Genomic DNA, 25,552 nt, shown 5'->3' with positions numbered 1-25,552 from the left:
AATGAACAGGATTCATTTAAACACCGCCGGTGCGGGCCTGATGTCACCGGCCACGCTGAATGCGATCCAGAGTTTTACCGCCACAGAAGCGCAAATGGGCAGCTATGAAACCGAGCTGGCCTACGAGGCGTTGCTCAACGACGACCTGTACCGCCTGGTGGCCAAGCTGTTGAATGCAGAGCCTGCGCAGATTGGCTTTTTCAGCAGCGCCACCGAGGCCTGGACCAGCATTCTCGGCAAGCTGCAATTTCCCCGAGGTAAGCGGGTGTGGGTGTCGACCTCGGAATACGCCGCGAACCTGATCTTTTTCAACTACCTCAAGCAATCGCGTGAGATTCGCGTTGAAGTGATTCCAACCACGGCCACCAGCCCGCTGGACCTGGATTGGGTGCGGCGTCATCTGGACGACGATGTGTTTCTCGTCAGCGTGTCGCACCTGCCGTCGTGCTGCGGGGTGATCAACCCGGTGGAAGCGCTGGGGGCGCTGCTCAAGGGTTCGAACGCACTGTATGTGGTGGATGCGTGCCAATCGCTGGGGCAGTTGCCGCTGGACGTGCGGGATATGCACTGTGATTTATTGACAGGCGCGGGGCGCAAGTTTCTCTGCGGGCCCCGTGGCAGCGGGATTGCTTATGTGTCGCCACGCCTGCTGGGCCAATTGCAGCTGAATTTTGCAGACCTGCACGCCGCCAGCACCGATGGCCAGGTCAACCAGGTGGATGCGTCCGGCGCTCGGGTGCTGGAGATCGCAGAAAAGAGCCTTTCGGCCCTGGTGGGTTTGCACACGGCGGTGCAGGAATACCTGCAAGTAGGCGGCGGGCAGGTGAGCACGGAGCCCTATACGCTGCTGGCGCAGGCGTTGCGGCGCCTGCCGCAGTTAACGCTGATGTGTGACCAGTTCGAACAGACCGGGATTGTCTCGTTCGTGCCGCATAACGTGCCGGCCAAGGCATTTGTCGATCAAGCCCGCGCGCTGGGGCTCAACCTCTGGGCAGGCACTGCCGCCCATACCCCGTTGCTGCTCAAGGACCTGGGCGTCAGCCACTTCGTGCGTGCCTCGGTGGGCCGGCATATCACCCTCGCCCAGGTCGAGCAGGCGCTGGTCATCCTGCGCAGCCTATAGCTTCGGCATTTACTGGGCGGCGATGGAGTAACCGTCAAAAGCGCTTTGTTGTTGCAGTGCGGTCACAATGCTCTTGCGCGTGACCGGCTGCTCCACGCCGCTGTTGTCAACGAAGGTGTCACTTTCCAGCTCCGCCTCGTTGCCTTCACCTACAAAGGTAAGGCCGAGGAACTCCAGCGCTTCGCGGTCCACATTGAGCTTGGAACGCGGCGTGCGCAGCGGCAGGGTGACGCTGATGCCATCCTTGCTGATCACAAACACCTCGGCGTCCTTCTTGGCGCGTGCGGCCTTGCCCTTGCCGGCGCTCGGGTTGCTGATGGCCTGGTGCGACTGGTTCAGCACCTTGAGGGCCAGGCCGTAGACCAGCTCCTGGAATTCAGGGTCGTCCTTGAAGCTGGACAGCAGGCGGCTGATGGAGAACTTGCTGCTCAGGTCTTCCAGGGCCGCGTTGTCGGCGGCTTCGGCGTCCTTCAATTGCTTGAGCTGGCCCATGAGGTCGTAGGCTTTGTCATCGTCGAAGGCGTCATGGGCCTGACGAATGGCCACGCGCAACTCGCGGATCTGGTCGCTTTCCTTGGAAGTGTGAAACGCGTCCAGCACCATTTCGCTGATGATCTTGGCCGCTGGCACATGCTGTGAAAGATTGATGGCGTTTTCATACTCGGCTTTGGCGTGCGAGACGACGACGGAGGCTTCGGCGGATTCAGCGGTGTACGCATCGGACATTGAAATTTCACTACTTCAGTAAACGGGGAGAGACAAAAAAGCGTCGGGCATTTTCAGGGGGCCGGGGAGTCAGGTCAAGGCGCCCGCGTCAGACGGCTCAGCGAACGTATGCAATCAGTCCAGCTGTTTGAGGCACGCTTCGAGCTTATCCAGGCCTTCCTCCAGCACGGCCGGCTCAATGGTCAGCGGTGCCAGCAAGCGGATGATATGCCGTGACTTGCCGCTGGGCATCAGCAGCAGGCCGGCAGCCCGCGCCAGGCTCAGCAATTGGGTCAGTTGCTTGGCGGCGGGCGTGCCGTCGGCATGCGCCAGTTCAATGCCGCGCATCGCGCCGACACCGGTGAGGCGGCCCAGATACGGCGACAGGTGCTGTGCGCGCCATGCTTGGTAACGTCGCACGATCGCCTCCTCCTGCCGGGAACCCCATACCTGCAGGTGTTCATCGGTCATCACATCGAGGGTTGCCAGCGCGGCGGCGCAGGCGATGGGATTGCCGGAGTAGGTGCCTCCCAGACCGCCCTTGGGCAGGTTGTCCATCAGTGCCTTGCGACCCACCACCGCCCCCAGCGGCACACCGCCGGCGATGCTTTTGCCGAGCAGGATCAGGTCAGGTTCAATGCCCAGGCGCGAGAAGGCGAATCGCTGCCCGGTGCGACCGAAACCGGATTGGATTTCGTCGGCGATCAACAGGATGTTGTTCTCGTCACAAAAACGCCGCAGGGCCTGGGCGAATTCGGTATCCAGGGCGAGGAAACCGCCTTCGCCCTGTACCGGTTCAATGATGAAACAGGCTACGTCGTTGACGTCGATTTCCACACTGAACAGGCGGTCCATGGCCTTCAGCGCTTCGGCACAGGTCACGCCGTTGTCGGCGCTGGGGTAGGGCAGGTGATACACCGGGCCGGGCAGTACGCCGACTTTTTGCTTGTACGGCGCGACCTTGCCATTGAGGTTGAGGGTGGCCAGGGTGCGCCCATGAAACGCTCCGTCAAACGCAATCACCGCCGTGCGGCCAGTGGCGCCGCGCACAATCTTCAAGGCATTTTCCGCGGCCTCAGCGCCGCTGTTGGTGAGCATGCCGCTGACCGGATAGCTCACCGGAATAAACGCGGTCAGGCGCTCCATCAAATCGATGTAGGGCATGTGCGGCGCGGCGTTGAACGCGTAGTGGGTGAGTCTGGTCGCCTGCTCACGAATCGCGTCCACCACGGCCGGGTGACAATGGCCGAGGTTGAGTACGCCGATGCCGCCGATAAAATCGATATAGCGCTTACCTGCGGTGTCCCAGACCTCAGCGTTTTTTCCATGGCTGAGGTTGATGGGATGGACGATGGAAATCGATTGGCTGATCGTTTCGCGGCTCATGAATCGTTGACTCGGCAGTAATGGGCTCGGTTTATCTAAGCTGCGTGAGCGCCTCTGCCGCAAACGAAATAAAGTCGCCGGGTCATTATTAAAAGTCGGGATCATTCATTCCGAGACCCCATTCTTCCCCGCCGCCTTGGATCGATATAACGCCTGATCGGCGCGCGCCATCAGGGCTGCCGGTGACTCCCCCACCCGCCGTTCCACCACGCCCAGGCTCAGGGTTATCTTGGGATCAGCGACGGCGAACAGGTTCTGGATTGTGTGGCGCACACGTTCGGCCTGTTCCTTCGCCGTCTGCAGAGTGCAGTTGGACAAGACCAGCATAAATTCATCGCCGCCCCAGCGGGCCAGCACATCACCGGCACGTACGCAGGTTTCCAGGCCTTCCACTACCTGGACCAGCGTCTGGTCGCCTACGCCATGGCCATATCGGTCATTGATCGGCTTGAAGTCATCGATATCCATAGCCACCAGCGCCAATGGCAAGCGAAAGCGCTCGGAGCGGTCGCATTCCTGGAGCATCACTTTTTCCAGGCGATAACGGTTGGCGATGCGCGTCAGGGCATCCCGTTCGGCCAGGGACCGGTTTTCGACCAGTTGCAATTGCAACTGCTGATTGACGCGCGACAATTCAAGGGTGCGCTCGAGCACCAAGGTCTCAAGGGAGCGGTTACGCTTTTGAAGACGTTCAATCGAGCATTTGCGTGCATGGATATCGCGGTGTGCGCCCACCATGCGCGCTACCGAAGTGTCGGGATTGCGCGTAATGATGTAGCCACGGTCCTCAATCCAGAGGTACGTGCCGTCGTATTTTCGACAGCGGTATTCGGCTCGGTACAGGGGCGCGCGTTGGCAGACATAGTCATCAAATCCGGCCATCACATGGGGATAATCCTCGGGATGGATCACGCTCTCCCAGGTGAATACGCTGTTTTCCAGGGAGTGGCGCGGATAGCCAAGCATTTCGTACCAGCCGGGATTGCGGTAGACGAACCCGGTATTGGCATTCCAATCCCATATCCCGTCGCTGACCAGTTCCATGATGGCATGCAACATGTCGGTGCTGATATTGGCAAGGTCATTACGCAGCGGTTCGGTGCCGGGTGTATCGTCCATTACACGCTTCCTGCATGAGCGGGCTTTCAAGGCCAGCTTTCGTTGACGCCGATACTCCGTGGCTGACGCTACTGTACAACGTGGTTGGCGGCCTTTGAATAGGGCAGGCAGACTGTTTCAGGAGCGCGGCGCAATCATTTTCGTCCGAGGCTTGCCATCCGCGTTGTGCTGGTAAATCGCCTCAGGCTGGCCCTGCCCGTTGAAAAACACTTGGCCGATCCCAGCTGAATTCCATAACCGCTCGCCGGCTTCGGCATGTTCCGGAATGTGCGGGACCACCTGCATGGTGCGGCGCCGGGTAAACCAGTTAAGCGGCGAGCGTGGGGAGTAGAGCCAGCGGTTGAGACGGTCGAACCATTCGAGCAGGCGTGGTGGAAATTCGTTCTTGATGCCGCTGCTGGTGATTTGCCAGATCCTGGGGCCACCGTTTCGGTGGCGGATCAACACTTCGTAGACGAACGAATAATGCACGTCGCCCGAAAGAATCACGTAGTTACCCGGTGTGCGGGAATGGCGGAAGATGTTGAGAATCACCTGGGCGGCGCCGCGATGGGCCATCCAGTTTTCAGCGTCTACCAGCAGCGGGTAACCGCACCAGCTGAATACTTTTTGCACGGTCTCGATCAGCTTCACGCCGAAAACCGGTGCAGGCGAGACGATGATGGCCGAAGGGTGGTCGAGCAGCTCCTGCTGCAGTTCGCTCAGGGCTTCCCAATCCAGCAGGCCGGAAGGTTGCTTGAGAGTGAACTCGCTGCGCCAGCGTCGGGTGCGGGTGTCGAGCACCACCAACGCGGGGGTGGTAGGCAGTACGTAATGCCAGTGTTGGAATTTACGCAGCGCCTCGAGTAATTCGTCCTGCGCGGCTGCGTCCAGGTGGTTGGCCTGGGCCTGGGTGGTCAACGCTTGGGTTTGGCTCACCAGTTCGACAAACGCATCCGGCTGGTTGCCCCAGCCCTGGCATAACAGGTAGGCCAGCAGGGCGTTGCCGATGATGCGTTTGGAGAAGGGGTGGCCGTAGGCGGTTTCTTCCCATTGGGCGCTGAGGTTCCAGTCGTCGGTGATGTCATGGTCGTCAAAGATCATCAAGGTCGACAGGTGGGCAAATACCCGCGCGACACCGGGCAGGCTGTCGCGGAATCGCTCGATCTGGACCTCTTCGCGGGCGTAGCGCTGCTGTCGTTCCAGGCTCAGTGGCGGGCCCTGAAGCGTGGTCAGCGCCCAGGGCGTGGGCGACCACACCAGCAGGTACATCGCGATGACTTCGGCAAAGGTCACCAGGTGGTTGTCGGCGGTGCTGCTGGTGAAAATCGGCTTTTTCACGCCGCCAAAGAAGCGCTCGCGCAAGGTCTCGTTGCTGTCCAAGGCCGGCAGTAAATCGGCACGGTGATAATAACTGGCCGGATGCCCATAGAGGCTGGCGCTGTCATCGACTACAGCGCCTTCGAGGTATTCATCGAACAGGCCCAGCCGTGCTATCAACCCATGAATCGCCCGCAGCATCGGCCCGGCGACATCGTCGGCATAGACCTGATCGCCGCTCATCATCAACAAGGCCGGACGTTCGGCCGGGGTTTTGGCCTCGGCCAGCAGACGGTCGACGCACAGCAATCCTTCGTCGGCACTGTGATGGGGTTTGCGGCATGAGCCGTGCACCAACTGATGGATACGGCTATGCAACACGAAACTGGGGTATTGAGCATTCGCGTACAGCAGGTGCGGTGCCCAGTCGGCGATGCCGGTGTCGTCAAACAGCAGGTCGTAGCTGATCGCCACGTCCAAAGGCAGCGCTTCGTCCAGCGCCACATCGATCAAATGAATAAACGCCTGGCGCCCCACGGGTACCACCTGGCACTGGTCCAGGGGAATTTCCAGTGTTTGCGCCGGCAGGTGCAGCTTCAGCGTCAGTGCCAGTGCTCGACTTCCTACCAGCCACAACACCAGGCGCCGAGCTTCGAGACGTCGCAGCAGTGGGCCGGCCAATACGGCGGGCAGTGTGTCGGAGTGCGGCATGCAGACAGTGGCCCCAGGCTGGATTGAACCGGCGAGTTTAAGCGAGTGAATGTGATGGTTTTGTTAAGGAGGGATGTACGAAGGGCCGTGCACTGCCCTTCGTACGCGGCTAGTTAAAGAAGGTTGCCTTGACCCAGGCTGTCGAGCCCACCCCCTCTGTTTTTGCGTCGGTCATTGGTCGCCATGCCATCAGGCTCGGCGGCGTTGAGCTGCATGTGGGGGGTGTCGATGCTACGTTTCCTACGCTGGGGCTCTGCATCATCCTGTTGCAGAGGTGGGTATTGAAAGCTGCCCAGTGAGGGGTTGATTCCGCTGACCATGGATGTTTCCTTCTATGAGGAGAAGATGCTTCGCCCGTCGGGACGAAGTAAGGCCAACCTTAATAGCGGCAGAAACGAGGCTGCTATAAACGCACTGCTGCAAGATATGACTGTGGCTGACGAGCCTCTTCAGAAATCATCCGCAGGGCGGTTAGCGCAGTTGTCCATTCCCGCAGAGGTCGCGCCTTCCGCGCCTTCCTGCACAAAAGCCGCGCGATGTTCCGCCACCACATTACGCAACGCGCTGTAGTAATCCGGCAGTTTTTGCAGGCTGTCGGTGAGCGGCAACAGCGACGCGCGGGTGTCGACAGTACCTCCGACCAGGCTGATGGTGCCCAGGGTCTGCACCGTATCGCTGTCGCCCAATGGCGAAACCAGGAAGCTCAAGACCTTGCCCGCAGCATCCCGGCTGTTGTGGGTGCCCAGCAGTGGCAGTTCGACAATTGGGCCGTTGCCCACGCCCCATACGCCGAATGTCTGGCCGAAGTCGGCTGTATGGCGTGGGATGCCCAGGCGATCCGACACATCGAACAGCCCCACCACGCCCACCGTGGTGTTCACGGCGAAGCGCCCCAGGGTGTTGACCGAGCGCCGCGGGTTGCCTTGCAGCAGGTCGTTGATAAATACCTCCGGCTCACTGAAGTTGCTCGCGAAGTTATGCACACCCGCCTGGAAAAATTCCGGCAGGTAACGGTAACCGCGCGCCACAGGCGCCAGGGCGTAGTTATCCACAGCGCGGTTGAACGCAAATACCTTGCGGTTGACCGGTTCGGCAGGGTCATACACCGGATTGTTCACCTGCGCGCAGCGGGTGGTGGGTGTCAAGGGTGGAGGGCTCGCACAGCCCGCCAGGTAAGACACAGTCAGTAACAGCACGGCGTGGCGGGCCAGGTGCCGTGGGTTGGTCAACGCGTGCATGGGCACAGTCTCCGCAAAAGGGAGGCCGATGCTGGCATTGCCGCCTTGCGCAAAGATGTCTGCTTTATTGCGTTGCTGACGCTTTATTGCACGATTGAAATATATGACGGAGCGCGTCGAATAGTTTTAGATGGCGCCTTGACCCAGTCCAGTGAAGCCTGCCGGTGAGCAACCTGTTAATCGTCGACGATGACCTTGAAGTCCTCGCCCTGCTGAAGAAATTTTTCCTGCGTCATGGCTATTCGGTAGAGACTGCGGCCAGTGGTGCTGAGCTGTGGGCGGCCATGGAGCGCCAGCCCGCCGACCTGATTATCCTCGACCTGATGCTCCCCGGCGACAACGGCCTGCTGCTGTGCCAGCGCCTGCGCCAGCAATACGCTACGCCGGTGATCATGCTCACGGCCATGGGTGAACTCAGCGACCGCGTGGTGGGCCTGGAAATGGGCGCCGACGATTACCTGAGCAAACCCTTCGATGCTCGCGAACTGCTCGCCAGGGTGCGTGCGGTACTGCGCCGGGCGGGTGAAAGCCGGCCGCCGATGGGGCAGGCCGCGCGCCCGCTGATCCGTTTTGCCGGCTGGCAGCTGGACCTCACGCGCCGCGAGCTGCGCTCGCCCGACCAGGTGATGATTCCGCTGTCGTCCGGCGAGTTCGACCTGCTGCTGGTGTTTCTCGAACACCCGCAACGCGTGCTCACCCGTGAACAGTTGTTGAACCTGGCGCGCGGCCATAGCCATGATGCCTTCGACCGCAGCATCGACGTGCAGGTGAGCCGCCTGCGCCGCAAGCTGGAATTCGATACCAAGCGCCCGGCGATGATCCGTACCGTGCGCAATGGCGGCTATCAATTCACCGCCAGCGTTACCCGTTCATGATCCAGCGTCCGCGCGACACGGTGGCACGCTGGATCGCGCTGACCGTGCTGGTCGCAATGATCACCGCGCTGGGATTCAACGCTTTGTTCGTGCAACTGGCGGGGGTATGGGCCAGGCCGCCGTTGGCTGAAACCGGCCTGCTGGAAAAAGTGGCGGTGGTGGTGCGCGTGATCGAGGCGTCCGAACCGGCGCAGCGAGCGCATCTTGCCCAGGTGATGGGGGACGGGTCCTTCAGGGTGACGTGGGCGGCGCAGCGGGTGGCGTTTAATCTGCCGGTGCTGGCTGATCCGGATTTCAACACGGGCGAGCGCGTGTTCAAGCACCTGCTTGAAGGCCCGACGCGCCCCATGGAGGCCTATGAACCTGCCGACTGGCCCGACGGCAACGGCCAGTACGTGCTGTTGATGCAACTGACCGATCGATCCTGGCTGATGTTCAGCACCGGTACTCGCAGCTGGGGCCTGGACGATGGTGTGCGCAGCCTGATTGTGGCGCTGCTGGTGCTGGTCTCCACCGCCTTGGTCACCCTGGTCGCGACCCGACGCCTGGCCCACCCGCTGCAACACTTCGCCCGAGGTGCGCGGCGTTTTGGCAGCGACTTTCGCGCGCCGCCGATCGAGCCGGTGGGACCTCACGAAATCCGCCAGGCGATTCTTGCCTTCAACAGCATGCAGGCGCAGTTGCGCCACTTCATCCAGGACCGTACCCAAATGCTGGCCGCCATCTCCCACGACCTGCGCGCGCCGCTGACCCGCCTGCGCCTGCGCGGTGAGTTCATCGAGGATAGCGACCAGCAACAGCGACTGTTCCGCGACGTGGATGAAATGCAGGCCATGATCAACACCGCCCTGGAATTTTTTCGCGATGACGCGCGCCTGGAACAGGCCACCCAATTGGACCTGGCGGAGTTACTGCAGACCCTGATCGACGATTATCGCGACCAGGCCATCGACTTCACGTTTAACGGGCCGCCACGTCTGGTGTATTTCGGCCGGCCCCTGGGCCTCAAACGCGTGATGACCAACCTGATGGACAATGCCATCCACTACGGTGCGGCGCCGGAAATCGAGTTGCAGCACAAGCAGGATACGGTGGTGATTCGCGTGCTGGACCGTGGCCCGGGCATTCCCGCAGCGCATCGGGAGGAGGTATTCCTGCCGTTCTATCGCCTTGAGGGGTCACGCAACAAAAGCACCGGCGGCGTAGGGCTTGGGCTCTCTACCGCACGAGCGATCGTGTTGGAACATGGCGGTACCCTGACCCTGGCCGAGCGCCAGGGCGGTGGGTTGGAAGCCGTGGTGATATTGCCGGTATGACATTCACCAGACAACGCATCAGGTAGGCGAGACTTCAATCACCCTGGGCACCGTAAACCGGAACTCACTGCCCCGGCCCAGCTCACTTTCGGCAACAATTTCGCCGCCATGGGCCTGGACGATGCCTTGGGTGATGTACAGCCCCAAGCCGCTGCCGGTGGGGTTGTTTTCGGTTTTGGTCCAATAGCGCTCAAACACATGAGGCAACTGCTCCGGTGCAATGCCTTCACCGGAGTCGCGCACCGAGAACACGATTTCTGCACCGTTGCTCATGGCGCTGACCCCGATATTGCCCAGGCGCGGGGTGAATTTGATGGCGTTGCCAATCAGGTTCGACAACACCTGGAACAAGCGCTCCGGGTCGGCATTGATCAGCAGACCGGGCTCGGCGTTGAACGACAGATCAATGCCTTTTTCCAGCGCCAACGGTGCGAGCAACGAATAAGCCTCATCGAACATATGACTCACATCCAGCGGCACGGGTTTGACGACATAGCGCCCGGCCTCGATTTTCGAGGTGTCGAGCAGATCTTCCAGCAGTACATTCATGCGCCCGGCCGCCTGTTGCATGGTGTCGATCGCCGAGGAGATGCGTCGCGAAGTGTGCGGGCCCTCGGAGCTGAACGCTTTTCGCATCATGCCGCAGAGCATGGAGATGACGGTCATCGGGTTACGCAAATCGTGAGACACCACGGCCACCAGGTCATCACGCGCCCGCACGGCCTGCTGCTCACGCTTTACCTGGCGTGCCAGGTCGTTTTCCAGGGCCGAGCGGCGCAGGTCGTTGGCGGCGAACAGGTCGCCATGGCTCCACTTGGTGGAAATGCCCGCCATGACCACTTTCCACACTTCAAACGAGGTACGTGGGCGAAGGTGCAGGCCCGCGTGGGAGTTTTCCAGGTCCAGCGGTTTTTGCGGGTCACCGCTCCAGTGGATGTTTTCCTTCACCTCCGGGCGGAACCACAGCACACCGTTGTCCACAGGCTTGGGCAGATGCATGGCCAGGACGCCGCTGGCCAACTGCTGGAATTCGGCGGCCGGCGGGTATACAGAGGCCAGGTTGTGGCTGGCGAATACCGGTTCGTCGCGCTCTTGCAGCCACTTGTGCAGTGCGCGGATCTGCGCCGGTTCCGGGCAGTGACCGTAGCAGTGCAATTGCTTGTCCTCGATGATCGCCACGCCGCCTGCTTCTGTCAGGTCCATCAGCAACTGACCTTGTTGGGCCAGGCCGTCGAACACACTGTCCGGCGAGGCCTTCAGCGCTTGATCGAGAAGTGCCAGCGCCTGAACTTTTTCCTCGCGTTGACGGCTCAGTTCCAAGGTCTCCATGGCGCTGATCTGCAACGACAGTACTTGGCCGATGGTCTGGCAGGCGGTGCGCAACTCGTTCGGCACCAGCAGCGGCTCGCGGTTGCCGCAGCTGATCAGGCCCCATAGCGTGTCGCCCTTCATCAACGAGATGCTCATGGACGACAGTACGCCCATATTCTTCATGTATTGGCAGTGAATCGGCGACACGCTGCGCAGGGTGGCGAAGCTCAAATCCAGCGGCTCGCCGGTGTCTGGGCGCAGCTTGGGCAGCAACGGCACTGGCTCGTAGGCCGCGTTGGGGATAATGCGCAGCCAGTTGGTGCGATACAGCTCGCGGGCCTGCTCCGGGATGTCGGAGGCGGGGAAAAACAACCCGTTGAACAGCTCCATGGACGGCGCTGACGCTTCGGCAATCACCTGGCCGTGGCCTTCCTCTTCGAAGCGGTAAATGAGCACGCGGTCGTAACCGGTCATGGCCTGGATTTCATTCACGCTGATTTCGTACAGCGCTTGCAGGGTTTTCGCCGCCTGCAAGCGTTGCAGCATCTTGCCCAGGTTACTGGTGCGACCGTTCAGCGCGCGTGGGCGAAAATCCTTGATTCGCGGTTCGAACTCCAGCACCAGCACATTCTGGTGGCGGTGCAGCAAGCCTTCGAAGTCCGCGCCATTGAGCGTGACATGCAACGGTGGCATGTCGAAGAATGTGTCGGTTTGTGCCATAACCTGCACCGCCTGGGCGTGCTCTGCGCCGATCAAGCTGTGCAGCGGCTGGCCGAGCAGCGCTTCGGGCGCCTGGCCGAACAAGCTGCCGACGTTGGCGCTGACCTGGATGATCTCCAGGCCGGGTTCCGACAATGTCAGCAGTACACCGTGAGGCTGGACTGCTCCGGGAAAGCGGATGGGCTCGTCGGCGCAGTTGGCAAGCAGCTCTTCAAAATCGTCGGGTTTCATAACAGTACCTCCTGGCTGTCGAGCCATTGCTCAAAGCCGCTGAATGTGGAGCGGGCAGCCATTACTGCGCGCGCTCTGGCTGTTGTGTCCAGCGGCAGGCGACCCAGGTAGTCGAGAAAGTCTTTCCAGTGTCGGCCGGTCTCGGCGCCATAAATATCGAGAAACGCACCGCCGTTGTCGGCATCGATCCCCAGGCGTAGGGCCATTTCGCGGCGCAATACTTGCCCACCGAGGGTCGCGCCTTCCAGCACATACAAGGCGCCAAGGCAGGCGGCGGGTGTGTCCAGAGGCGGGAGTCGGGTGCAACGGGGCAGGGTGCTGATGGTGTGCTCATTCAGGCCAAGGGCGCGAAGATCACTGACCAGCGTCGGCGTTTTCGTACGCAATGCGGCGTCATATCCATGGGGAATCAGGCCGCCGTCATACAGCGCCGCTTCCATCGGCTGATAGAAACCGTAGTAGGCCTGGAGCAAGCGCCGGTACCAGTCGGTATCCAGGCGCTCGGAAAAAAACGGCAGGCGCTTTTCCAGCGCGACATGCAACAGCCCGGTGCCTGTGCGCAACGTTTCCAACAAAGATGGCGCACCAACGTCATGGGCTTCTGAGTGCATTAATGAGCTCGAACTGTGGGCCTCTCGGCCATGAATGACGCATGAAAATGGGCGACGATTCTACACAATTCATTGTCGTCAGCTTACGCAACAAGCGAAAAGGCTGACCATCAGATCAGAAAAGTCACTCCTTGTAGGTAAAACGACCGCAGGTCTTGGCACAAAGTTCGGGTTGAATGATATCGCCGCGCTATTAATGCACAGACGAACCTTGCTGGGTCAATGCTTTTTGCACGCACTCAAGCAAGTGGTCGGTACTCCAGGGTTTGGGCAAAAACCGCACAGAGCCACCCAGTTGCGACGCTATCGTGGTATTGCCGGACGTCAGCACCACCTGAACCTCAGGCCAACGATGCGCCACCACTCGGCTCAAGTCATAACCATTGAGCAAGCCGGGCATCTGAATATCACTGACAATCAGGTCTACGGGGTCATCGCCCCGCTCCAGATAGATCATCCCTTCATCCGCCGAAGGGAACGACTTTACCAATGCGCCGAAGTCCTCCAGCACATCCACCATCAACGCCCGAATGATCTCGTCGTCTTCCAATACTAAAATCGATGGCTGAGCCATGATCCTTACTCCACCATCAGGGTTCAGTAGGGTGGAGTGGAGGCGGGGCATATAGGTTCGATTGGATGTTTTTTAAACGATGGGTGGTCGTTTGGTGGTCTGCAGGAACGTGGCTGGGGGGCGCCAGTTCATAGCACAGGCCCGCACGGTTATCGTAAAGCGGCTGGGGAAACGGCCATTTAAACGGGCATAATTGTCGGCAACACTCGATGCGGAGCCCTCTGATGAAGTACGCCTGGTTGACCCTTGCCCTGATCTTCAACACACACGGGGCCTTTGCTGCCGGCGATGCCGAGGCGGGCGGCAAGCTCTTCACCAAGACTTGCGGTGGCTGCCACAGTGTGGGCGAAGGCGCACGCGGTGGGTTCGGACCACAGCTCAACGGCATCATCGGCCGGCCTGCGGGCACTACTACGGATTACCAATATTCCGACGCGATGAAAAACTCAGGCGTGGTCTGGACCCGCGACAAACTTGCCGCCTACATCGAAGCGCCGAAAAAAGTGGTGAGCGGCACGCGGATGATTTTTTGGGGGATCAGTGATCAGGAGAAGATTGAGAATATATTGGCGTATTTGGAGACGTTTCAGTCCAAGTGATCGCTGAGGCACGGCGGAACACCTTTGGAAGTTGTCATGCCCGACTGCCTACCGTTCGCGCGGTAAAGCGTGTGCGAACACCACGCCGTTGAACGTTTGGGTGCAGCAGTCGCAGAAGGATTTCATGTGCTCGGGCGTCAGCTGTGGGTTGACCTTTTGCAGCAGGCCAGCCTCGTCCACCCACAAGCCGCTGTAATAGCTATTTTCGCCCGTACTCACGTATTTCTGCTTGTCGCTTTCATGCAGCGCAACCATCCAGAACACCGGCTCCGGACGATCCAGGCGGGCGTTGGCTTCGCTGAAAACCCTGCTCCAGGGGTGGCCGACTTTGGACAGGAGAAAACGGAATAGAGGCGTGTAATCGTACCCGTGTCTTTGATGGCTGTGCATTGAGCCACGGGTTGATAGCGCTCGCTTTTCGCTTTTGCTGTGTCGTTCATATCTGTAAGCACAGCAACTCCCATGGCGTACGCCATGGGTTCGGGTGTTGACTGAGCGATAGAGGAGAGGCTTTTGCAGTGTAGGTCTCATTGCATCAAGACCTCTTCTTAGGTTGATTCGGAGGCGGTGGCCACGCGCCTTGGTAACGGAAGGAAATCTGGTAGTCGAGGTGGTCGGGTTCGATCATGTGCTGGAAATATGGCTGAATAATCGTTATCCAGTTAGGCAGCATATTGAATATATCGGCATATATCGCGGTTTCCTCGCCTAAACCCAACGCTTTGAGAATGCTGTCTGAGTCCTCGATATCCGCTGAATACTCATCCGCCTTTAAGTTATTACTGTGTTTTTCGTACCACCGCAGTCTGATTTTCATCACCATTTTCCATGTTCCTCTTTATCGGTAAATTCGGCGTTTTGGGTCAGCCGCGCCCACGCCCGCCCAACAGACTTAAACGGGCGAACTCTTTGAACAACTTCAGCGGCAAATAACCAGTGGGGTCAGCGAAACGGGTGAAGCCGTCCGGCAGTTGGCACGGCTTGATGAAGACGCAGCCGGGAGGTTTGGTTGGCGTGGGAGTTGGGGCAGGAAATGGCTCAAATGGAACAATCGCCGGCGAATAGGGCACGCGTGACGGTTGCGGGGTCAGGATTCGTTGCCTGCGTAGCTGTTCTTCAGTCGGTGGATAAAAACGTTCTGACATGACCGGCTCACTTCCTTGTGCGAGGGAATGAGCCTACGGGGGGGGATCAGGGGGCTGGAATTGGCAGTATTCGACGGTGGGCGTGGGAAAAGTAGACAAAAATATCACTGGGTTTCGAATATTGCGATTTTCGTTTGTTTCGTTTAGGTTGAGCCATTGAGTTTAGTTACGACGGAGCAGCATCATGATCACCAATCACCTTCCCAAAACAATTCCTCCGCTGGAAAAGGAAGTCGAAGCCGCTGTGCAAGGCCAACGCGAGCTGGCTTCGTTGCTATCGACTAAATTCGAAACCCAGCGCATCGACATCTTCGACAAAGAAGACAAGCCCCACACCCTTGTACTCCCCACATCCGCGCTGCGCCTGCTGGTTGATATTTTGGGTGAGCTGGCGCTGGGTAATGCCGTCAAAGTTGTACCAGTCCATGCTGAGTTGACCTCCCAGGAAGCTGCCGACCTGCTTAACGTTTCACGCCCGCATCTGGTCAAGATGCTGGAAGAAGGCGCCATTCCCTTTACGAAGACCGGTCGTCATCGGCGTATTCGATTTTCCGATTTGATGGCGTTCAAACAGCGCCGCGATGAAGAAAGTCAAGAGGCGATGGAGGAACTGGTACGGCAGACCCGGGAGTTGGGATTGGGGTATGACGAATGAGGTGTTCGCCTTTCACTGCGGTTTACGACGCCTGTGTTCTGTACCCGGCGGCTCTCAGGGATTTGTTGATGTGGCTTGGTTTATCCGGGTTGTACCGGGCGCGATGGACCCGACAGATTCATGAAGAGTGGAAGCGTAACGTTCTCAAGAACCGACCTGATCTCACTCCCGACCAGGTAGATAAAATTTCGGCATTGATGGACAAGGCCATACCGGACGCGTTGGTAACAGGGTACGAAGACTTGTGTTCAAGTTTGGATTTGCCTGATCCAGATGATCGTCACGTACTGGCCGCGGCGATTCGGAGTAAGGCGGAAGTTATCGTGACCTTTAACTTGAAAGACTTTCCAGTGCGGGTACTCGCGGCTTATGACATAGAACCGATGCATCCCGACGACTTTATCTCGGACCTTTGGGACTTGGATCAAGCAGCCGTGTTGGCGGCAGTGCAGAAGCAGAGGCGTGCACTAGTTAGGCCGCCGATGAATGGGGAAGGGTATCTCGAGATGTTGATGCGGCAGGGGCTAGTGCAGACCAGTAAGCTGCTTGGGCCTTATGAGGTAATGTTGTAGTTTTAGACTACGATTGCTGTACTTAACCAGCTCCCCATTTTGATCGGGATACATCGTTTAATCCGTGTGCAGGCAGTAAAAAAGACCTTGGGACGCCAGGGTCTTTTTTGCCCGCTGATCAAATAAGCAAGTGCTTGGAAATCAACCGTGAAATTTCCACGATCGACGTCTTGCCGGTGAACTCGAATTTCACCTTCCCCAGCGACGAAAAGTAAATCTCCAACTCCGAATCCAGATCAAACGTCCCCGAGGTTTCCACCGAATACGCCACGATGTTCTTATACGGCAGCGACGTGAAATCCTTCTTGCTGCCGGTAATCCCCTGCACGTTCACCGCGATGATGCGCTTGGTGGTGAACACCACGCCGTCGCGCATGGCCTTGTACGCATCCACTACCTCTTCGCCATCCAGCAGCAATGAAGCCACGCGTTCGGCGTACTCGTTGTTTTGTTTGAGCTTGAAGAAGCCTTTGTTATTGAAGTCAATCATGTGCCTGCCCCTGGGTGAATGGTGTGGACGGTGTATGACGTTTTGATCACGTATCTGTATCTAACGCGCGCATTTTGAACGCCCTACCATGGCGTCCAACCCTACAACGTTGACCAAATATTTCGGGAGCCCGACCATGCCTGAACTGTCCAGTTGGCTTGCCTATGCGCTGATATCACTCGGCATGGTGCTGACGCCCGGTCCGAACATGATTTACCTCATTTCGCGCTCGATTTGCCAGGGGCGCACCGCCGGGTTTATTTCCCTGGGCGGCGTTGCGTTGGGCTTTTTGGTTTATATGCTGTGCGCGGCCTTGGGCATTACGGCGCTGGTGATGGCGGTGCCCTTTGCGTACGACGCCCTGCGGTTTGGCGGGGCGCTGTACCTGGCTTATCTGGCCTGGCAGGCGATCAAACCGGGTGCCCGCTCGCCGTTCCAGGTGCAGCGCCTACCCCAGGACAGCCCGCGCAAACTATTCACCATGGGTCTGGTAACCAACCTGCTGAACCCCAAGGTGGCGGTGATGTACCTGTCATTGCTGCCGCAGTTCATCGACCCGAACGGCCACGGCAGCGTGCTGATGCAATCCCTGGTGTTGGGCTTCACGCAGATTCTCATCAGCGTGAGCGTGACTGCGGTGATTGCCACGCTGGCGGGGTCTATCGCGGTGTTTTTCGTTACACGGCCGGGGTGGCAGGTGGTGCAGCGCTGGTTGATGGGGTCGGTGTTGATGGGCTTGGCGGTGCGGATGGCGGTGGAAGGGCGCAAGTAGATCAGCGCGCCATCACGTTTACGATCACATGCAAAATGAACTCAGGACCGTAGCACGGTTGCCCATGTTCATCCTCGATCCGCCAGATGGAAGTGACCGTACAGGTCTCCTTGGGGGCGGCGAACTCTACGGTGATATGCACCGGTTGGCCGGGCAGTGTATCGGCGATAGAGGTTTCGTTGTTAAGGCTGCGCAGATGCGTGTCCATCACGACTTCCAATGGCGCGCCCGTGGCGGTGCGTCGGGCTATGACATATTCACCGTCAACGCGTACCAGTTTTCGACCCCGCCACGGGCGTGTGCCGAGGTTCTGGATCTCCCATGTTTTCTGAAAAATTTCGCCAGGCAGCACGACGGTCTGGTCGGGCGTGGTGACGTCTGCGTTGAAGACGGCGATGTCGCTTGAATCACGCAGGCCTACAGCCCGGTTGGTGGTCGCCATTGAGTTGGAGTCAAGCGGAGCGCCCGCCAAGTCGGCGAAGTAACGGAACAGCAGCAGCGGGGAAACCTGCAGCACTTTGGCCAGCTTGATCAATGTGCGTACCGACGGATCTTGTGAGGCGCCGCCTGCCAGCCCGTATAGGTAGGTCCGGGAAATGCCGGCCTCTTTGGCCAGGGTTGTCATGGACTTACCCAGTTCCCGGCTGCGCCGTACGACCAGGGCTCGGAGGGTGTCGCGTGTCTTGATACTCATATTCGGTTGTGATCCCCAGTCCTCGGCGAGGCTGCTCACCTTGTTCGTCAAAAAGAACAACCTGCTCGCCGCTACGTGTAATGAGCAATGCACACTCACTCCCAGCTGGCGACGTTGTGAAGGACATGGATAGGTCCCTATTTTTGGTTGGCTATATCCAGTGTCGCGGTTTCTCACAGGCTTGCGAACCTAGTGTGTGTTGCATTCCTTTACATCTGCCGGAACAGCCACTGACGAGCTTTTCCCGTCGGGAGTCGAACATTCCATGTTTCCTTACTTCAACGCGTTATACCTCGAAGGCCTGCTCCTGGGCATCGGCCTGTTCGCAGCCCCAGGCCCGAAAGACACCTTGGTCATCCGCCAAGGTGTCAGCCGTGGTCCCATCTGGGGAGTGGTCGCCGTCTGCGTAGTCTCCGATATGCTGTTGATCGCCGTGGGCATCACAGGTTTGGGTTCGCTATTGGACAGCCGTCCCAAGCTGGTAGCGCTATTGCTACTTTCCGGCGCGGCCTATTTGCTGTGGTTCGGTGGCCAGCGCTTGCTGGCTTGCCTGCGTGACCAGTCCATGCCGGACACCCAGGTCGGCCATTCGCAACGAGGGCTGTTGCGTGCGGCAATGGTGCTGGGTTTTGCCAACCCATATGCGTGGCTTGATACCGTCGTGCTGATCGGCTCGATCGGCGCCGCTAAACCGGCAGGCCAGCAAGCACTCTTTGCGACGGGGGCGATGACCGCGTCGCTATTGTGGTTTGTAGTGTTGGCGCTTGGCTGTCAACGCTTGACGGGGTTGTTTCGGACGCCGGTGGTGTGGCGCTGGCTGGATGCGGGCGTGGCGGTGTTGATGGTGTATCTCGCCGGAATGCTGATCACCGATTCACTGGATGTCTTTCAGGTAGTCCTTGAGGGTGGTTAGCGGTGCGACCAGTGCGTCGAGCTGGTCCGTATTGTGTACGGCGGTTGCCAGTCGTTGCAGTTCGCGCCCCATTACCGTATCGGTTCCACCCAGTGCTGTCAGCGCCTGCCTGATGCACTCATCAATTTTGAGCTGAATTGTCCCCACATCCCCCTGGCGCACCAACAACCCAAACACCTCGCGGTCATACGCTTGCATCACCAGATCATCTCGCAAAACCGGACTGCCGCCGTCTGTCTCATGCACCAGCTTCAGTGCAAAAAGCGCAACCGCTTCCAGCGTCAATTCCATGGTCTCTGTTCCTGGGGCTTTAGGGGAGGGCGATGATCACTGTTCTGCGCGTGAAAAAAAAGACCCCTTGTTGTGAAGCGTTTGGCAGTTGTTAGAGGCTTATTGGATACGTGGAGTAAGTCTTGCCCATATTGCTCGCCAGCTTTTGATGAGGTATTACAGCGGTCAGTTATTTGAAAGGAGGCAAACAATGCGTTGTTTAGTTGGCTTTATGGTCTTGTTGTCATCAGCGGCCGCCCTCGGCACAGAAGCGCAACTGAAGCAGTGGGAAAAGATGGATCGCTGCTCAAATGCCGCTTTTATCGCGGTATCTATCGTTGAAGAGAGTGCCGACACCTACAAACAGGCGCTCGCACTGCATGGAGCCATTGGCGGGCTCAAAAACAATACAAAACTGGGGGAGGCGACCCCGAGTGAAAGCGAAGTCACGGGTGCCCACAGAATGGCACTTCGGGTCTCTGCCGGGATGCCACGGCCCTTCGCCAAACGTGATCATGACTGGCTGATCGCCCAGGCCGCAACATCGTGCACATTGTGGGTGCCTGACGCCAAGCCTGAGTGAGGGCGCTGGGTTCATAGCTTCAGCGACTATTTTCCAACCGTCTAATTTTTAAGAAAGAACCACCAGGGCCTTATGGCGTGGTGTAGGCCTGCCGCACTTTGCCGGCGAGCCAAGATAGCGTTATCGCCGGAATTGAGAGAACAGCCGCATACGGGATACCGACACCCAGCAACGGGGAAGCACCAGAAGTAACCAAAATCACCGGGATCTGAGCAAGCATTACGACGGCGCCTGCGGACCACTGGGCGCTTTTTAGCACGGCTCCAAGAAGCGCTGACAACGCAAGCGCGGCGGGATAGATGATGGTCCAATAACTGGCCAGGTCCCAAGGCTCCTCAGCTCCTGTGATTAATGAAACAACAGTCCAAAAAAGCAGGGACACAACGCAGGTAAAAGTGAATGCCATGATTTCCTATGTTACTTCGTCGAAAGACTGTTGGACGCAATCGAAACCCGAGAAGGGGACGAATTTATTTTTCTAAGAAATAAATTTGTCCCCTTTGTTCTTATGAACGCTATTTTCGCTTTGGCCTGCTTACTGCCCGCTCGTTATATCTGCCATCAGTCCTTCAAGCCCTTCCGGAGTTGAATAGAGGTTTTCCAGCGCCGAAACCTCGTCCAACTGGCTTGGCGATAGGGCTTTTTCTTCGCGCTCAAGCTGGCTGCGCATTTCATCTTCATTTTTAGGCAGCTTACGTCTCAACGCTACGCGTAAAAGCCCGCACGCCTTGAGCTTGTTAGGTTCAAAACCTCGGCCGGTGTCCATCTGCACAGCGAGGATCGCGGTTGCAAATGCGTGTCCCTGCGCCGCAGCTTTGAGCAGCCACCGATTACCTGTCGGGTAGTCGACCGGTATTTCATCACCCCTGCTATAGAGAAAGCCGAGAATGAACTGCGCATCGGCCCGGCCTTGCTCGGCAGCACGGGTAAACCACTGCACTGCGGCGGGCACATCCTTGGGCGTGCCGCTGCCACTGAGCGTCGCGGCGCCCATCATTTCGTAAGCCTTGGCATTGCCGGTCTCGGCTGCTTGGGCAAGTAGCTTGACCGAGCCCTCAAGATCAACGGGTACGCCTCTGCCATGCGCGTAAAGCGTTGCCAGTTGTATGAGTGACTCGGCATCTCCTTGAGCACTGCCCTTACTTGCCCATGCGAACGCCTGCTGATCGCTGACCTCAACGCCATCACCTCGGTAATAAAGCCTGGAGAGGTCTCCTTGCGCTCTGGCATGTCCTTGTTCGGCGGCTTTCTGAAACCACATGGCTGCCTGGGCAAAACTCCTGGGTTGATCCTCGCCCGCAATATTGGAAATACCCAGGAAATACTGCGCATCCGGGTTTCCATGCTCAGCCGACCGAGTGATCCACTCCAGGCCCTTGGAATGATTTACCGCTACGCCACGCCCGTAGTAAGTGAAAATGCCGGTTTTATACTCAGCGACAGCCTCGCCGTTTTCAGCGGCGCGCAAATACCACTCTGCAGCCTTGACCGGGTTTTTATTGACCACGATGCCTTCGTCGTAGAAAGCACCAATCAGCAGCGTGACGCTTTGCGGACTGCGCCATACGGTGATAGCGAACGTGATTATGAGATAGGCCAGGAAGCCAAGGAGCAACGCAAGCAATGGAAGGGCAAACCGGCGCAATTTCGAATCCATTCGTGAGGTGTGGAGGGGCAGTGTAGCGATGCTGGTGTGCAGGGGTGTGGCGTTGCACAAAAGTATGAACGGAAGGGGAAAGACTATTTTTCCCTAGATTTCAGTTTCCGTTCAACCCGCTATCGTGAGTCAGCAGGCGGCGTTTCCAGTGGACCTCCTTCAGCATCATTTCTTCTTTGCCGGTGTGCTTGTCTGCGATTTCAAGGATGCTGAATCTGAAATTTTCCGCGAAATCCTTTCCACGCTTCGTATGTAGATCTCTGATTCGAACGTTTCCACCATGCCCGCTATTGGCGTAATTCGACCATCGATCCCAAAGACCGCCCGTGCCGGTCGCCGAGCCAACATAAAGTTGTTCTTCACCCTTCGTGCGGTCAGAGATCAGGTAGACGCCCGCCACGCTGGACAGGGCTGTTTGCCAGGATTCCAAGGCTTGGTTGACTATGATTTTCAGCTCAGCGTGGGACACGTCCACTTCCTTGAAACCCGGGAACCTGCCGACAGTCATTGGTTTTTCCAGAAGGGAGGACACGACCATGCTTTTGAGGCAGGTTTCCAGCCAAAGGTAATTGCCTCGGGGCTTTGTGTAGTCGAGGATCAAACGTCCTTCCAGTTCGGCAAACTCAGGCACACGGCGGTAGTCGTAAACGAAGTCCCGGTTCTCCTTTTCGCCCTTCGTGTCATTCAGCTTCAAAGAGTCGTACACGCCTGCCAGGAGCCATTTCTTCGTGCCCGGCAACTCGACCAGACCAATTACATACTCACAATCAAAATTGCGTCGGGACTGCCACGATTGCCACTCGTCAAAATCTCCCGCTAAGTACACGTCCATTGGATGTTCAAGTCCGTCGTGCTGGGCGAGATGCACCTTCGTGTTTGGGATTGTGAGAGAGGGTAGGAGGCTCGTTAGAAGTTGAATCAGCATGGGGTGGCTCTGGTGAGTAGTGGGCTGCAATTGCCAACGATTCGCTTGAATCCCGTAGGCCTTCGAGGCGGTTCAAAATAGTTGGTAGATGCCTGTGATGACGTACGTCGAGCTAGGGAAAGCGGTTAAAGCTACTCACGCTTCGACCCTGGTCCATCTGCTTCAAAGATTTGGTTCAGGCTGAACGCTACTTCATACTCAAAAAGCGAGACGTTAGGCATCGCCACGATGGCGTGACGTAGGTTTGAGCTGATGGATTTCGCGACGATGATGCCCTTCACTATCTTCCCTTGCGCAAGGTTCTTCTTGATCCAGCCCATGTAGCGGCTGATCTGACCGATAGCACGGTCTGCCACACGTCCGCGTTTCAGTTCGAAGATCACGAACGAATCATCTGAATCCAGTGCGAGAATGTCGATTGGACCGACGCCCGTAGGGTATTCAACTCCATCACGACCTTGAGAATCGACGTAAAGGCGAAGGGGGTTGCCTTCCAGTTTCAGTGATTCGATGTTGTGAGATATGAAGTCGCGTAGCTGCCATTCCAGTTCAAAAACCGTCTCTCGGTCTGAGTCGGGCGTGTCTTGGTCTTCAAGAGCCAGGTCTTCGTCTTCGATGGCTTGGATAGCGGTTTTAGGTGTGCCGGGATGCAGGACCAGAACCTGTGTTTCAGTTTCCTCAGTGACCCAGCCCATGCGAGTGAATGCACGACGAAGTTGCTGAGAGTTTGTACTTGGATCGAAAGGTGGTGCTTCATTTGGGTTCTGACGGCACCATTCTTTCATCGGATAGAGCGTGTGCCCACCATCCAAATCTACCAAAACAACTGAGTATTTCTTAGGTGGCTGCATTTAAATTGGGTCCATGACTGATGGTGTTGGATAGTTAGGGTAGCTGGTGGGGCGTAGGGCCACCACTATGGCCGTGCTCTTGACCGACTGAACAAATTTTAAGCTATAAAAACTTAGCGCATTGGCGGCGTGAAAGCGGACAAAGATCACTAGGCACCTATGGGGCAAAGTGGCATCATGGGTGAAATAGGTGCGGGTCAGCCATAGGAAGGCCATGATGTTTGACAGCTTCAACCACTTTCTCGAAATTTACCGCATCGGAGATTATGCTGGACTTCTCGGGTTGTTAATTTCTTTTGTTGGTTTTTCCATTACCTATCGGGCTGCTGCTAAATCCAAAACCGCATCGGAATTAGCTGCTGCAACTGTTGCAAGTATCCATATTGATATAAAGCGCAGCGAAACAGTAGAGTCTTTCGCGACGGCGTTGGCTGTGATGGATGAAATAAGAAGGATGTATTTGTCTGATAATATGTATTATCTGCCTGAAAGATGTAATAGTTTGAGGAGTCATCTGATAGCTATACGTGCAGGTAGTCCTTTTTTAACTAATGATGATTTAATAGTTCTTCAGTCTGCAATCACTAGATCATCTTCCATGGAAAAGGCGGTTATAGATTATCTCGTAAAAAAAGTGCCTGTAGAGCGTGACAGATTAACTCGGTCAATTTCAAAAGACTATGATGCGCTCCAGACGGTTTTCGTTAGGGTTCGAAATGATATTGGGAGTGGAGGTTTAAATGGCGGATGAAAAAGTTGTTAAACTTATTAGAGGGCTTCGCAAGCAGACTCTAGCAGGTAAGGTTGCTTGGGAGGCTACAGATCGCGAAGGGGTTTTTCAGGTTTCATATCCAAATTATTCTATTAGAATTAGTATTAAGGAGGCGGCTGGAGGGGATGATATATGGTTGACCATAATTAATGATATTGGCGATGTTGTGGAAAGTGTGTCGGATGTAACTATCAAGAATAGTATGCCGAGTGCGTTCGGCGTTATGAGTAATATTTACTCTGAGGCTCGGCGAATTGCAATGGGTGTAAATGCAGCAATCGATGAAATTCTTTGTGATATGGGAATTGATGGTGAGGAAGAGGAAGACATACCATTCTAGGCGGCGGTGGTGTGAAAAAAGCTTCAGCGCTTAAGTTCGATATTAGGCGTGTAAAGGTGGGTGCGATGGTTTTGGTGGGGGGTATCGCGGCTTGACTTCGATTTCCCCTTGCCGACGCTCGCAAACACCAGGTTACTTGCCGGAAACTTTTCGCCACAGATACGGGCTTCCAACCCAAATCACTCCTGCGCTACCTTCCCTCCGTCGCTTCCAACCCAGCGACCGGACTTGAGAATCCGAGAAACAATAGGCGCATAGACGCCACCATCCATTAGACTGTTGGCGCTTTTTTGTGCTCGCATGTCTGTGTAATGGCGGCTATGCGTGGGAGGCCTTCGGGTCTGCCGGGTTCCTATTGTCCCGGTTTCTCAACCCGCGCATAGCTGCCACCCATTCGCATGAGAAACGAACGTGGCAGCTCACTACATTAGGAGCTTAAGCAATGAGCGTTTCTGATAGGTCGTACCCTGGCAGTACCGCAATCGACACCGCCGCTCAGATCGGAGGTGCCCAATGATCAACCCACCCCTCAACAAAACCCTCGGCGTCATCACCTTTTCCACCTGCGGCAAACAGCCCAGCCTCCACCGGCTATTCCGCGTCAATTCTGGCGTGCCCATCCGTGATGCCCTGGAGCATGCCTCCGAGCTTCTCCACTGTTCAAAAATGCTGGCATTGGATGCAGCCATGGACAAAAGCGCCGATCGCTACGCCTGGGCCGCACATTATTTGGGCGAGATGGCGAAGGCGGTGGTGGATGATTTGGCGAATGGGATGTTGCCAAATGGGGTGACAGAGGAGGGGGATTCAGTGGGTGTGTAGGCAGGTGGTTCGAGGGTGTGTGGGCTGGCGTCTTCGCAGGCAAGCCAGCTCCTACAGTGGATCTTGTTTCAGGTCGGTAATGGGCGGTGAGCGATGAATCAGCCAGCCACCCACTTTTCTACAGGCGAAAAAAAAGACCTTGAATTTCAAGGTCTTTTTTTAAGATGGTGCCCCGAGGGAGACTCGAACTCCCACTCCTTTCGAAAACGGATTTTGAATCCGCCGCGTCTACCAATTCCGCCATCAGGGCTCAATGGCGGCGAAGTATAGAGA

The 25,552-nt window shown here is 57.3% G+C and carries 30 protein-coding genes, 1 tRNA gene and 1 pseudogene; 12 read left to right on the top strand and 20 right to left on the bottom strand.

Features of this window, described 5'->3' with window-relative positions:
- The first annotated feature begins 1 nt into the window (after position 1).
- Positions 2-1,123, top strand: a complete 1,122-nt coding sequence (locus C4J92_RS21840) for an aminotransferase class V-fold PLP-dependent enzyme (protein WP_124405230.1) — start codon at positions 2-4, stop codon at positions 1,121-1,123.
- 9 nt (positions 1,124-1,132) lie between these two features.
- Here the strand turns inward: C4J92_RS21840 and C4J92_RS21835 are convergent, their stop codons facing one another.
- The 6 genes from C4J92_RS21835 to C4J92_RS21810 form a co-directional block, all read right to left on the bottom strand.
- On the bottom strand, positions 1,133-1,849 hold the full coding sequence (locus C4J92_RS21835; RefSeq protein WP_124364332.1) for a hypothetical protein: 717 nt from the start codon (positions 1,847-1,849) through the stop codon (positions 1,133-1,135).
- A 114-nt stretch (positions 1,850-1,963) separates the two neighbouring features.
- Complete coding sequence (locus C4J92_RS21830) at positions 1,964-3,214, bottom strand: aspartate aminotransferase family protein (protein ID WP_124405229.1); 1,251 nt, start codon at positions 3,212-3,214, stop codon at positions 1,964-1,966.
- Positions 3,215-3,319: 105 nt separating this feature from the next.
- Positions 3,320-4,333, bottom strand: a complete 1,014-nt coding sequence (locus C4J92_RS21825) for a diguanylate cyclase domain-containing protein (RefSeq protein ID WP_124405228.1) — start codon at positions 4,331-4,333, stop codon at positions 3,320-3,322.
- A gap of 117 nt (positions 4,334-4,450) precedes the next feature.
- A complete protein-coding gene (locus tag C4J92_RS21820; protein WP_124405227.1) occupies positions 4,451-6,343 on the bottom strand; it encodes an alkaline phosphatase D family protein in 1,893 nt (630 codons plus the stop codon).
- 113 nt (positions 6,344-6,456) lie between these two features.
- Complete coding sequence (locus C4J92_RS21815) at positions 6,457-6,663, bottom strand: hypothetical protein (RefSeq protein WP_124405226.1); 207 nt, start codon at positions 6,661-6,663, stop codon at positions 6,457-6,459.
- 129 nt (positions 6,664-6,792) lie between these two features.
- A complete protein-coding gene (locus tag C4J92_RS21810) occupies positions 6,793-7,581 on the bottom strand; it encodes a VacJ family lipoprotein (protein WP_124405225.1) in 789 nt (262 codons plus the stop codon).
- Positions 7,582-7,745: 164 nt separating this feature from the next.
- Here C4J92_RS21810 and C4J92_RS21805 point away from each other — a divergent pair, with 164 nt between their 5' ends.
- The gene (locus C4J92_RS21805) at positions 7,746-8,456 is read left to right on the top strand and encodes a response regulator (RefSeq protein ID WP_124405224.1); all 711 of its coding nucleotides are present in this window, start codon (positions 7,746-7,748) and stop codon (positions 8,454-8,456) included.
- On the top strand, positions 8,453-9,772 hold the full coding sequence (locus C4J92_RS21800) for a cell wall metabolism sensor histidine kinase WalK (RefSeq protein WP_124405223.1): 1,320 nt from the start codon (positions 8,453-8,455) through the stop codon (positions 9,770-9,772). The genes C4J92_RS21805 and C4J92_RS21800 overlap by 4 nt, the downstream gene beginning before the upstream one ends.
- An 18-nt stretch (positions 9,773-9,790) precedes the next feature.
- On the opposite strand, the gene C4J92_RS21795 is transcribed toward C4J92_RS21800, so the two are convergent.
- From C4J92_RS21795 to C4J92_RS21785, 3 genes are all read right to left on the bottom strand, one after another.
- On the bottom strand, positions 9,791-12,034 hold the full coding sequence (locus C4J92_RS21795) for an ATP-binding protein (protein ID WP_124405222.1): 2,244 nt from the start codon (positions 12,032-12,034) through the stop codon (positions 9,791-9,793).
- On the bottom strand, positions 12,031-12,645 hold the full coding sequence (locus C4J92_RS21790; protein ID WP_124405221.1) for a biliverdin-producing heme oxygenase: 615 nt from the start codon (positions 12,643-12,645) through the stop codon (positions 12,031-12,033). The genes C4J92_RS21795 and C4J92_RS21790 overlap by 4 nt, the downstream gene beginning before the upstream one ends.
- Before the next feature lie 193 nt (positions 12,646-12,838).
- Positions 12,839-13,219, bottom strand: coding sequence for a response regulator (locus C4J92_RS21785; RefSeq protein WP_124364322.1), 381 nt, complete (start codon positions 13,217-13,219; stop codon positions 12,839-12,841).
- Positions 13,220-13,443: 224 nt separating this feature from the next.
- Between C4J92_RS21785 and C4J92_RS21780 the strand changes: the two genes are divergently transcribed.
- Positions 13,444-13,818, top strand: a complete 375-nt coding sequence (locus tag C4J92_RS21780; RefSeq protein WP_124364321.1) for a cytochrome c family protein — start codon at positions 13,444-13,446, stop codon at positions 13,816-13,818.
- Positions 13,819-13,866: 48 nt separating this feature from the next.
- On the opposite strand, the gene C4J92_RS21775 is transcribed toward C4J92_RS21780, so the two are convergent.
- The 3 genes and pseudogenes from C4J92_RS21775 to C4J92_RS21765 form a co-directional block, all read right to left on the bottom strand.
- Positions 13,867-14,208, bottom strand: a complete 342-nt coding sequence (locus C4J92_RS21775) for a hypothetical protein (protein WP_305955728.1) — start codon at positions 14,206-14,208, stop codon at positions 13,867-13,869.
- Between the two features lie 145 nt (positions 14,209-14,353).
- Positions 14,354-14,641, bottom strand: coding sequence for a colicin E3-like toxin immunity protein (locus C4J92_RS21770; RefSeq protein WP_124405220.1), 288 nt, complete (start codon positions 14,639-14,641; stop codon positions 14,354-14,356).
- Between the two features lie 52 nt (positions 14,642-14,693).
- A pseudogene (locus tag C4J92_RS21765) lies at positions 14,694-14,963 on the bottom strand (detoxification); the annotation flags it as partial.
- Between the two features lie 184 nt (positions 14,964-15,147).
- Here C4J92_RS21765 and C4J92_RS21760 point away from each other — a divergent pair.
- Positions 15,148-15,618 (top strand): helix-turn-helix domain-containing protein, encoded by a 471-nt coding sequence (locus tag C4J92_RS21760; protein WP_124405219.1) that lies wholly within the window; start codon positions 15,148-15,150, stop codon positions 15,616-15,618.
- On the top strand, positions 15,615-16,190 hold the full coding sequence (locus C4J92_RS21755) for a PIN domain-containing protein (protein WP_124371779.1): 576 nt from the start codon (positions 15,615-15,617) through the stop codon (positions 16,188-16,190). The genes C4J92_RS21760 and C4J92_RS21755 overlap by 4 nt, the downstream gene beginning before the upstream one ends.
- 118 nt (positions 16,191-16,308) lie before the next feature.
- Here the strand turns inward: C4J92_RS21755 and C4J92_RS21750 are convergent, their stop codons facing one another.
- Entirely contained in the window at positions 16,309-16,680 is a 372-nt protein-coding gene (locus C4J92_RS21750; RefSeq protein WP_124405218.1) for a PH domain-containing protein, read from the bottom strand.
- A gap of 136 nt (positions 16,681-16,816) precedes the next feature.
- Here C4J92_RS21750 and C4J92_RS21745 point away from each other — a divergent pair, with 136 nt between their 5' ends.
- The gene (locus C4J92_RS21745) at positions 16,817-17,452 is read left to right on the top strand and encodes a LysE family translocator (RefSeq protein WP_124405217.1); all 636 of its coding nucleotides are present in this window, start codon (positions 16,817-16,819) and stop codon (positions 17,450-17,452) included.
- A gap of 1 nt (position 17,453) precedes the next feature.
- Here the strand turns inward: C4J92_RS21745 and C4J92_RS21740 are convergent, their stop codons facing one another.
- Positions 17,454-18,197: an NBR1-Ig-like domain-containing protein gene (locus tag C4J92_RS21740; RefSeq protein ID WP_256657426.1), complete on the bottom strand. Its 744-nt coding sequence runs from the start codon at positions 18,195-18,197 to the stop codon at positions 17,454-17,456.
- A gap of 214 nt (positions 18,198-18,411) precedes the next feature.
- Between C4J92_RS21740 and C4J92_RS21735 the strand changes: the two genes are divergently transcribed.
- Entirely contained in the window at positions 18,412-19,059 is a 648-nt protein-coding gene (locus C4J92_RS21735) for a LysE/ArgO family amino acid transporter (RefSeq protein ID WP_124405216.1), read from the top strand.
- Here the strand turns inward: C4J92_RS21735 and C4J92_RS21730 are convergent.
- Entirely contained in the window at positions 19,021-19,350 is a 330-nt protein-coding gene (locus C4J92_RS21730; protein ID WP_124405215.1) for a hypothetical protein, read from the bottom strand. The genes C4J92_RS21735 and C4J92_RS21730 overlap by 39 nt on opposite strands.
- A 190-nt stretch (positions 19,351-19,540) precedes the next feature.
- Between C4J92_RS21730 and C4J92_RS21725 the strand changes: the two genes are divergently transcribed.
- Positions 19,541-19,912: a hypothetical protein gene (locus tag C4J92_RS21725; RefSeq protein WP_256657425.1), complete on the top strand. Its 372-nt coding sequence runs from the start codon at positions 19,541-19,543 to the stop codon at positions 19,910-19,912.
- Between the two features lie 70 nt (positions 19,913-19,982).
- On the opposite strand, the gene C4J92_RS21720 is transcribed toward C4J92_RS21725, so the two are convergent.
- From C4J92_RS21720 to C4J92_RS21705, 4 genes are all read right to left on the bottom strand, one after another.
- Positions 19,983-20,318, bottom strand: coding sequence for a hypothetical protein (locus C4J92_RS21720; protein WP_124405214.1), 336 nt, complete (start codon positions 20,316-20,318; stop codon positions 19,983-19,985).
- Between the two features lie 129 nt (positions 20,319-20,447).
- The gene (locus C4J92_RS21715) at positions 20,448-21,557 is read right to left on the bottom strand and encodes an SEL1-like repeat protein (RefSeq protein WP_124405213.1); all 1,110 of its coding nucleotides are present in this window, start codon (positions 21,555-21,557) and stop codon (positions 20,448-20,450) included.
- A 112-nt stretch (positions 21,558-21,669) separates the two neighbouring features.
- Positions 21,670-22,494 carry a GIY-YIG nuclease family protein gene (locus tag C4J92_RS21710; RefSeq protein WP_124405212.1) on the bottom strand — a complete coding sequence of 275 codons (825 nt, stop codon included), beginning with the start codon at positions 22,492-22,494 and terminating at the stop codon, positions 21,670-21,672.
- 131 nt (positions 22,495-22,625) lie between these two features.
- Entirely contained in the window at positions 22,626-23,345 is a 720-nt protein-coding gene (locus C4J92_RS21705) for an endonuclease NucS domain-containing protein (RefSeq protein ID WP_124405211.1), read from the bottom strand.
- Positions 23,346-23,562: 217 nt separating this feature from the next.
- Between C4J92_RS21705 and C4J92_RS21700 the strand changes: the two genes are divergently transcribed.
- The 3 genes from C4J92_RS21700 (at position 23,563) to C4J92_RS21690 (ending at position 25,279) form a co-directional block, all read left to right on the top strand.
- Positions 23,563-24,096 (top strand): hypothetical protein, encoded by a 534-nt coding sequence (locus tag C4J92_RS21700; protein WP_124405210.1) that lies wholly within the window; start codon positions 23,563-23,565, stop codon positions 24,094-24,096.
- Positions 24,086-24,457 (top strand): hypothetical protein, encoded by a 372-nt coding sequence (locus C4J92_RS21695; protein WP_124405209.1) that lies wholly within the window; start codon positions 24,086-24,088, stop codon positions 24,455-24,457. The genes C4J92_RS21700 and C4J92_RS21695 overlap by 11 nt, the downstream gene beginning before the upstream one ends.
- Before the next feature lie 513 nt (positions 24,458-24,970).
- Positions 24,971-25,279, top strand: a complete 309-nt coding sequence (locus C4J92_RS21690) for a DUF3077 domain-containing protein (RefSeq protein WP_124405208.1) — start codon at positions 24,971-24,973, stop codon at positions 25,277-25,279.
- A 165-nt stretch (positions 25,280-25,444) separates the two neighbouring features.
- Here the strand turns inward: C4J92_RS21690 and C4J92_RS21685 are convergent.
- Positions 25,445-25,529: transfer RNA gene (locus tag C4J92_RS21685), tRNA-Leu, on the bottom strand.
- Positions 25,530-25,552: the final 23 nt, after the last annotated feature.

The organism is Pseudomonas sp. R3-18-08 (assembly GCF_003852065.1).
Taxonomy (GTDB): Bacteria; Pseudomonadota; Gammaproteobacteria; order Pseudomonadales; family Pseudomonadaceae; genus Aquipseudomonas.
Note: the sequence above shows the minus strand (reverse complement) of the source record. Positions and strands in the feature narration are given on the sequence as shown.

Excerpts from the sequence above, each read along its gene's own strand:
- C4J92_RS21690 (WP_124405208.1), top strand. The coding sequence starts at position 24,971 with ATGATCAACCCACCCCTCAACAAAACCCTCGGCGTCATCACCTTTTCC.
- C4J92_RS21820 (WP_124405227.1), bottom strand. The coding sequence starts at position 6,343 with ATGCCGCACTCCGACACACTGCCCGCCGTATTGGCCGGCCCACTGCTG.
- C4J92_RS21735 (WP_124405216.1), top strand. The coding sequence starts at position 18,412 with ATGTTTCCTTACTTCAACGCGTTATACCTCGAAGGCCTGCTCCTGGGC.
- C4J92_RS21755 (WP_124371779.1), top strand. The coding sequence starts at position 15,615 with ATGAGGTGTTCGCCTTTCACTGCGGTTTACGACGCCTGTGTTCTGTAC.
- C4J92_RS21785 (WP_124364322.1), bottom strand. The coding sequence starts at position 13,219 with ATGGCTCAGCCATCGATTTTAGTATTGGAAGACGACGAGATCATTCGG.
- C4J92_RS21750 (WP_124405218.1), bottom strand. The coding sequence starts at position 16,680 with ATGATTGACTTCAATAACAAAGGCTTCTTCAAGCTCAAACAAAACAAC.
- C4J92_RS21830 (WP_124405229.1), bottom strand. The coding sequence starts at position 3,214 with ATGAGCCGCGAAACGATCAGCCAATCGATTTCCATCGTCCATCCCATC.
- C4J92_RS21780 (WP_124364321.1), top strand. The coding sequence starts at position 13,444 with ATGAAGTACGCCTGGTTGACCCTTGCCCTGATCTTCAACACACACGGG.
- C4J92_RS21745 (WP_124405217.1), top strand. The coding sequence starts at position 16,817 with ATGCCTGAACTGTCCAGTTGGCTTGCCTATGCGCTGATATCACTCGGC.
- C4J92_RS21800 (WP_124405223.1), top strand. The coding sequence starts at position 8,453 with ATGATCCAGCGTCCGCGCGACACGGTGGCACGCTGGATCGCGCTGACC.
- C4J92_RS21815 (WP_124405226.1), bottom strand. The coding sequence starts at position 6,663 with ATGGTCAGCGGAATCAACCCCTCACTGGGCAGCTTTCAATACCCACCT.
- C4J92_RS21840 (WP_124405230.1), top strand. The coding sequence starts at position 2 with ATGAACAGGATTCATTTAAACACCGCCGGTGCGGGCCTGATGTCACCG.
- C4J92_RS21775 (WP_305955728.1), bottom strand. The coding sequence starts at position 14,208 with ATGCACAGCCATCAAAGACACGGGTACGATTACACGCCTCTATTCCGT.
- C4J92_RS21770 (WP_124405220.1), bottom strand. The coding sequence starts at position 14,641 with ATGGTGATGAAAATCAGACTGCGGTGGTACGAAAAACACAGTAATAAC.
- C4J92_RS21835 (WP_124364332.1), bottom strand. The coding sequence starts at position 1,849 with ATGTCCGATGCGTACACCGCTGAATCCGCCGAAGCCTCCGTCGTCGTC.
- C4J92_RS21825 (WP_124405228.1), bottom strand. The coding sequence starts at position 4,333 with ATGGACGATACACCCGGCACCGAACCGCTGCGTAATGACCTTGCCAAT.
- C4J92_RS21795 (WP_124405222.1), bottom strand. The coding sequence starts at position 12,034 with ATGAAACCCGACGATTTTGAAGAGCTGCTTGCCAACTGCGCCGACGAG.
- C4J92_RS21810 (WP_124405225.1), bottom strand. The coding sequence starts at position 7,581 with ATGCACGCGTTGACCAACCCACGGCACCTGGCCCGCCACGCCGTGCTG.
- C4J92_RS21730 (WP_124405215.1), bottom strand. The coding sequence starts at position 19,350 with ATGGAATTGACGCTGGAAGCGGTTGCGCTTTTTGCACTGAAGCTGGTG.
- C4J92_RS21705 (WP_124405211.1), bottom strand. The coding sequence starts at position 23,345 with ATGCAGCCACCTAAGAAATACTCAGTTGTTTTGGTAGATTTGGATGGT.
- C4J92_RS21720 (WP_124405214.1), bottom strand. The coding sequence starts at position 20,318 with ATGGCATTCACTTTTACCTGCGTTGTGTCCCTGCTTTTTTGGACTGTT.
- C4J92_RS21725 (WP_256657425.1), top strand. The coding sequence starts at position 19,541 with ATGCGTTGTTTAGTTGGCTTTATGGTCTTGTTGTCATCAGCGGCCGCC.
- C4J92_RS21700 (WP_124405210.1), top strand. The coding sequence starts at position 23,563 with ATGTTTGACAGCTTCAACCACTTTCTCGAAATTTACCGCATCGGAGAT.
- C4J92_RS21760 (WP_124405219.1), top strand. The coding sequence starts at position 15,148 with ATGATCACCAATCACCTTCCCAAAACAATTCCTCCGCTGGAAAAGGAA.
- C4J92_RS21790 (WP_124405221.1), bottom strand. The coding sequence starts at position 12,645 with ATGCACTCAGAAGCCCATGACGTTGGTGCGCCATCTTTGTTGGAAACG.
- C4J92_RS21695 (WP_124405209.1), top strand. The coding sequence starts at position 24,086 with ATGGCGGATGAAAAAGTTGTTAAACTTATTAGAGGGCTTCGCAAGCAG.
- C4J92_RS21710 (WP_124405212.1), bottom strand. The coding sequence starts at position 22,494 with ATGCTGATTCAACTTCTAACGAGCCTCCTACCCTCTCTCACAATCCCA.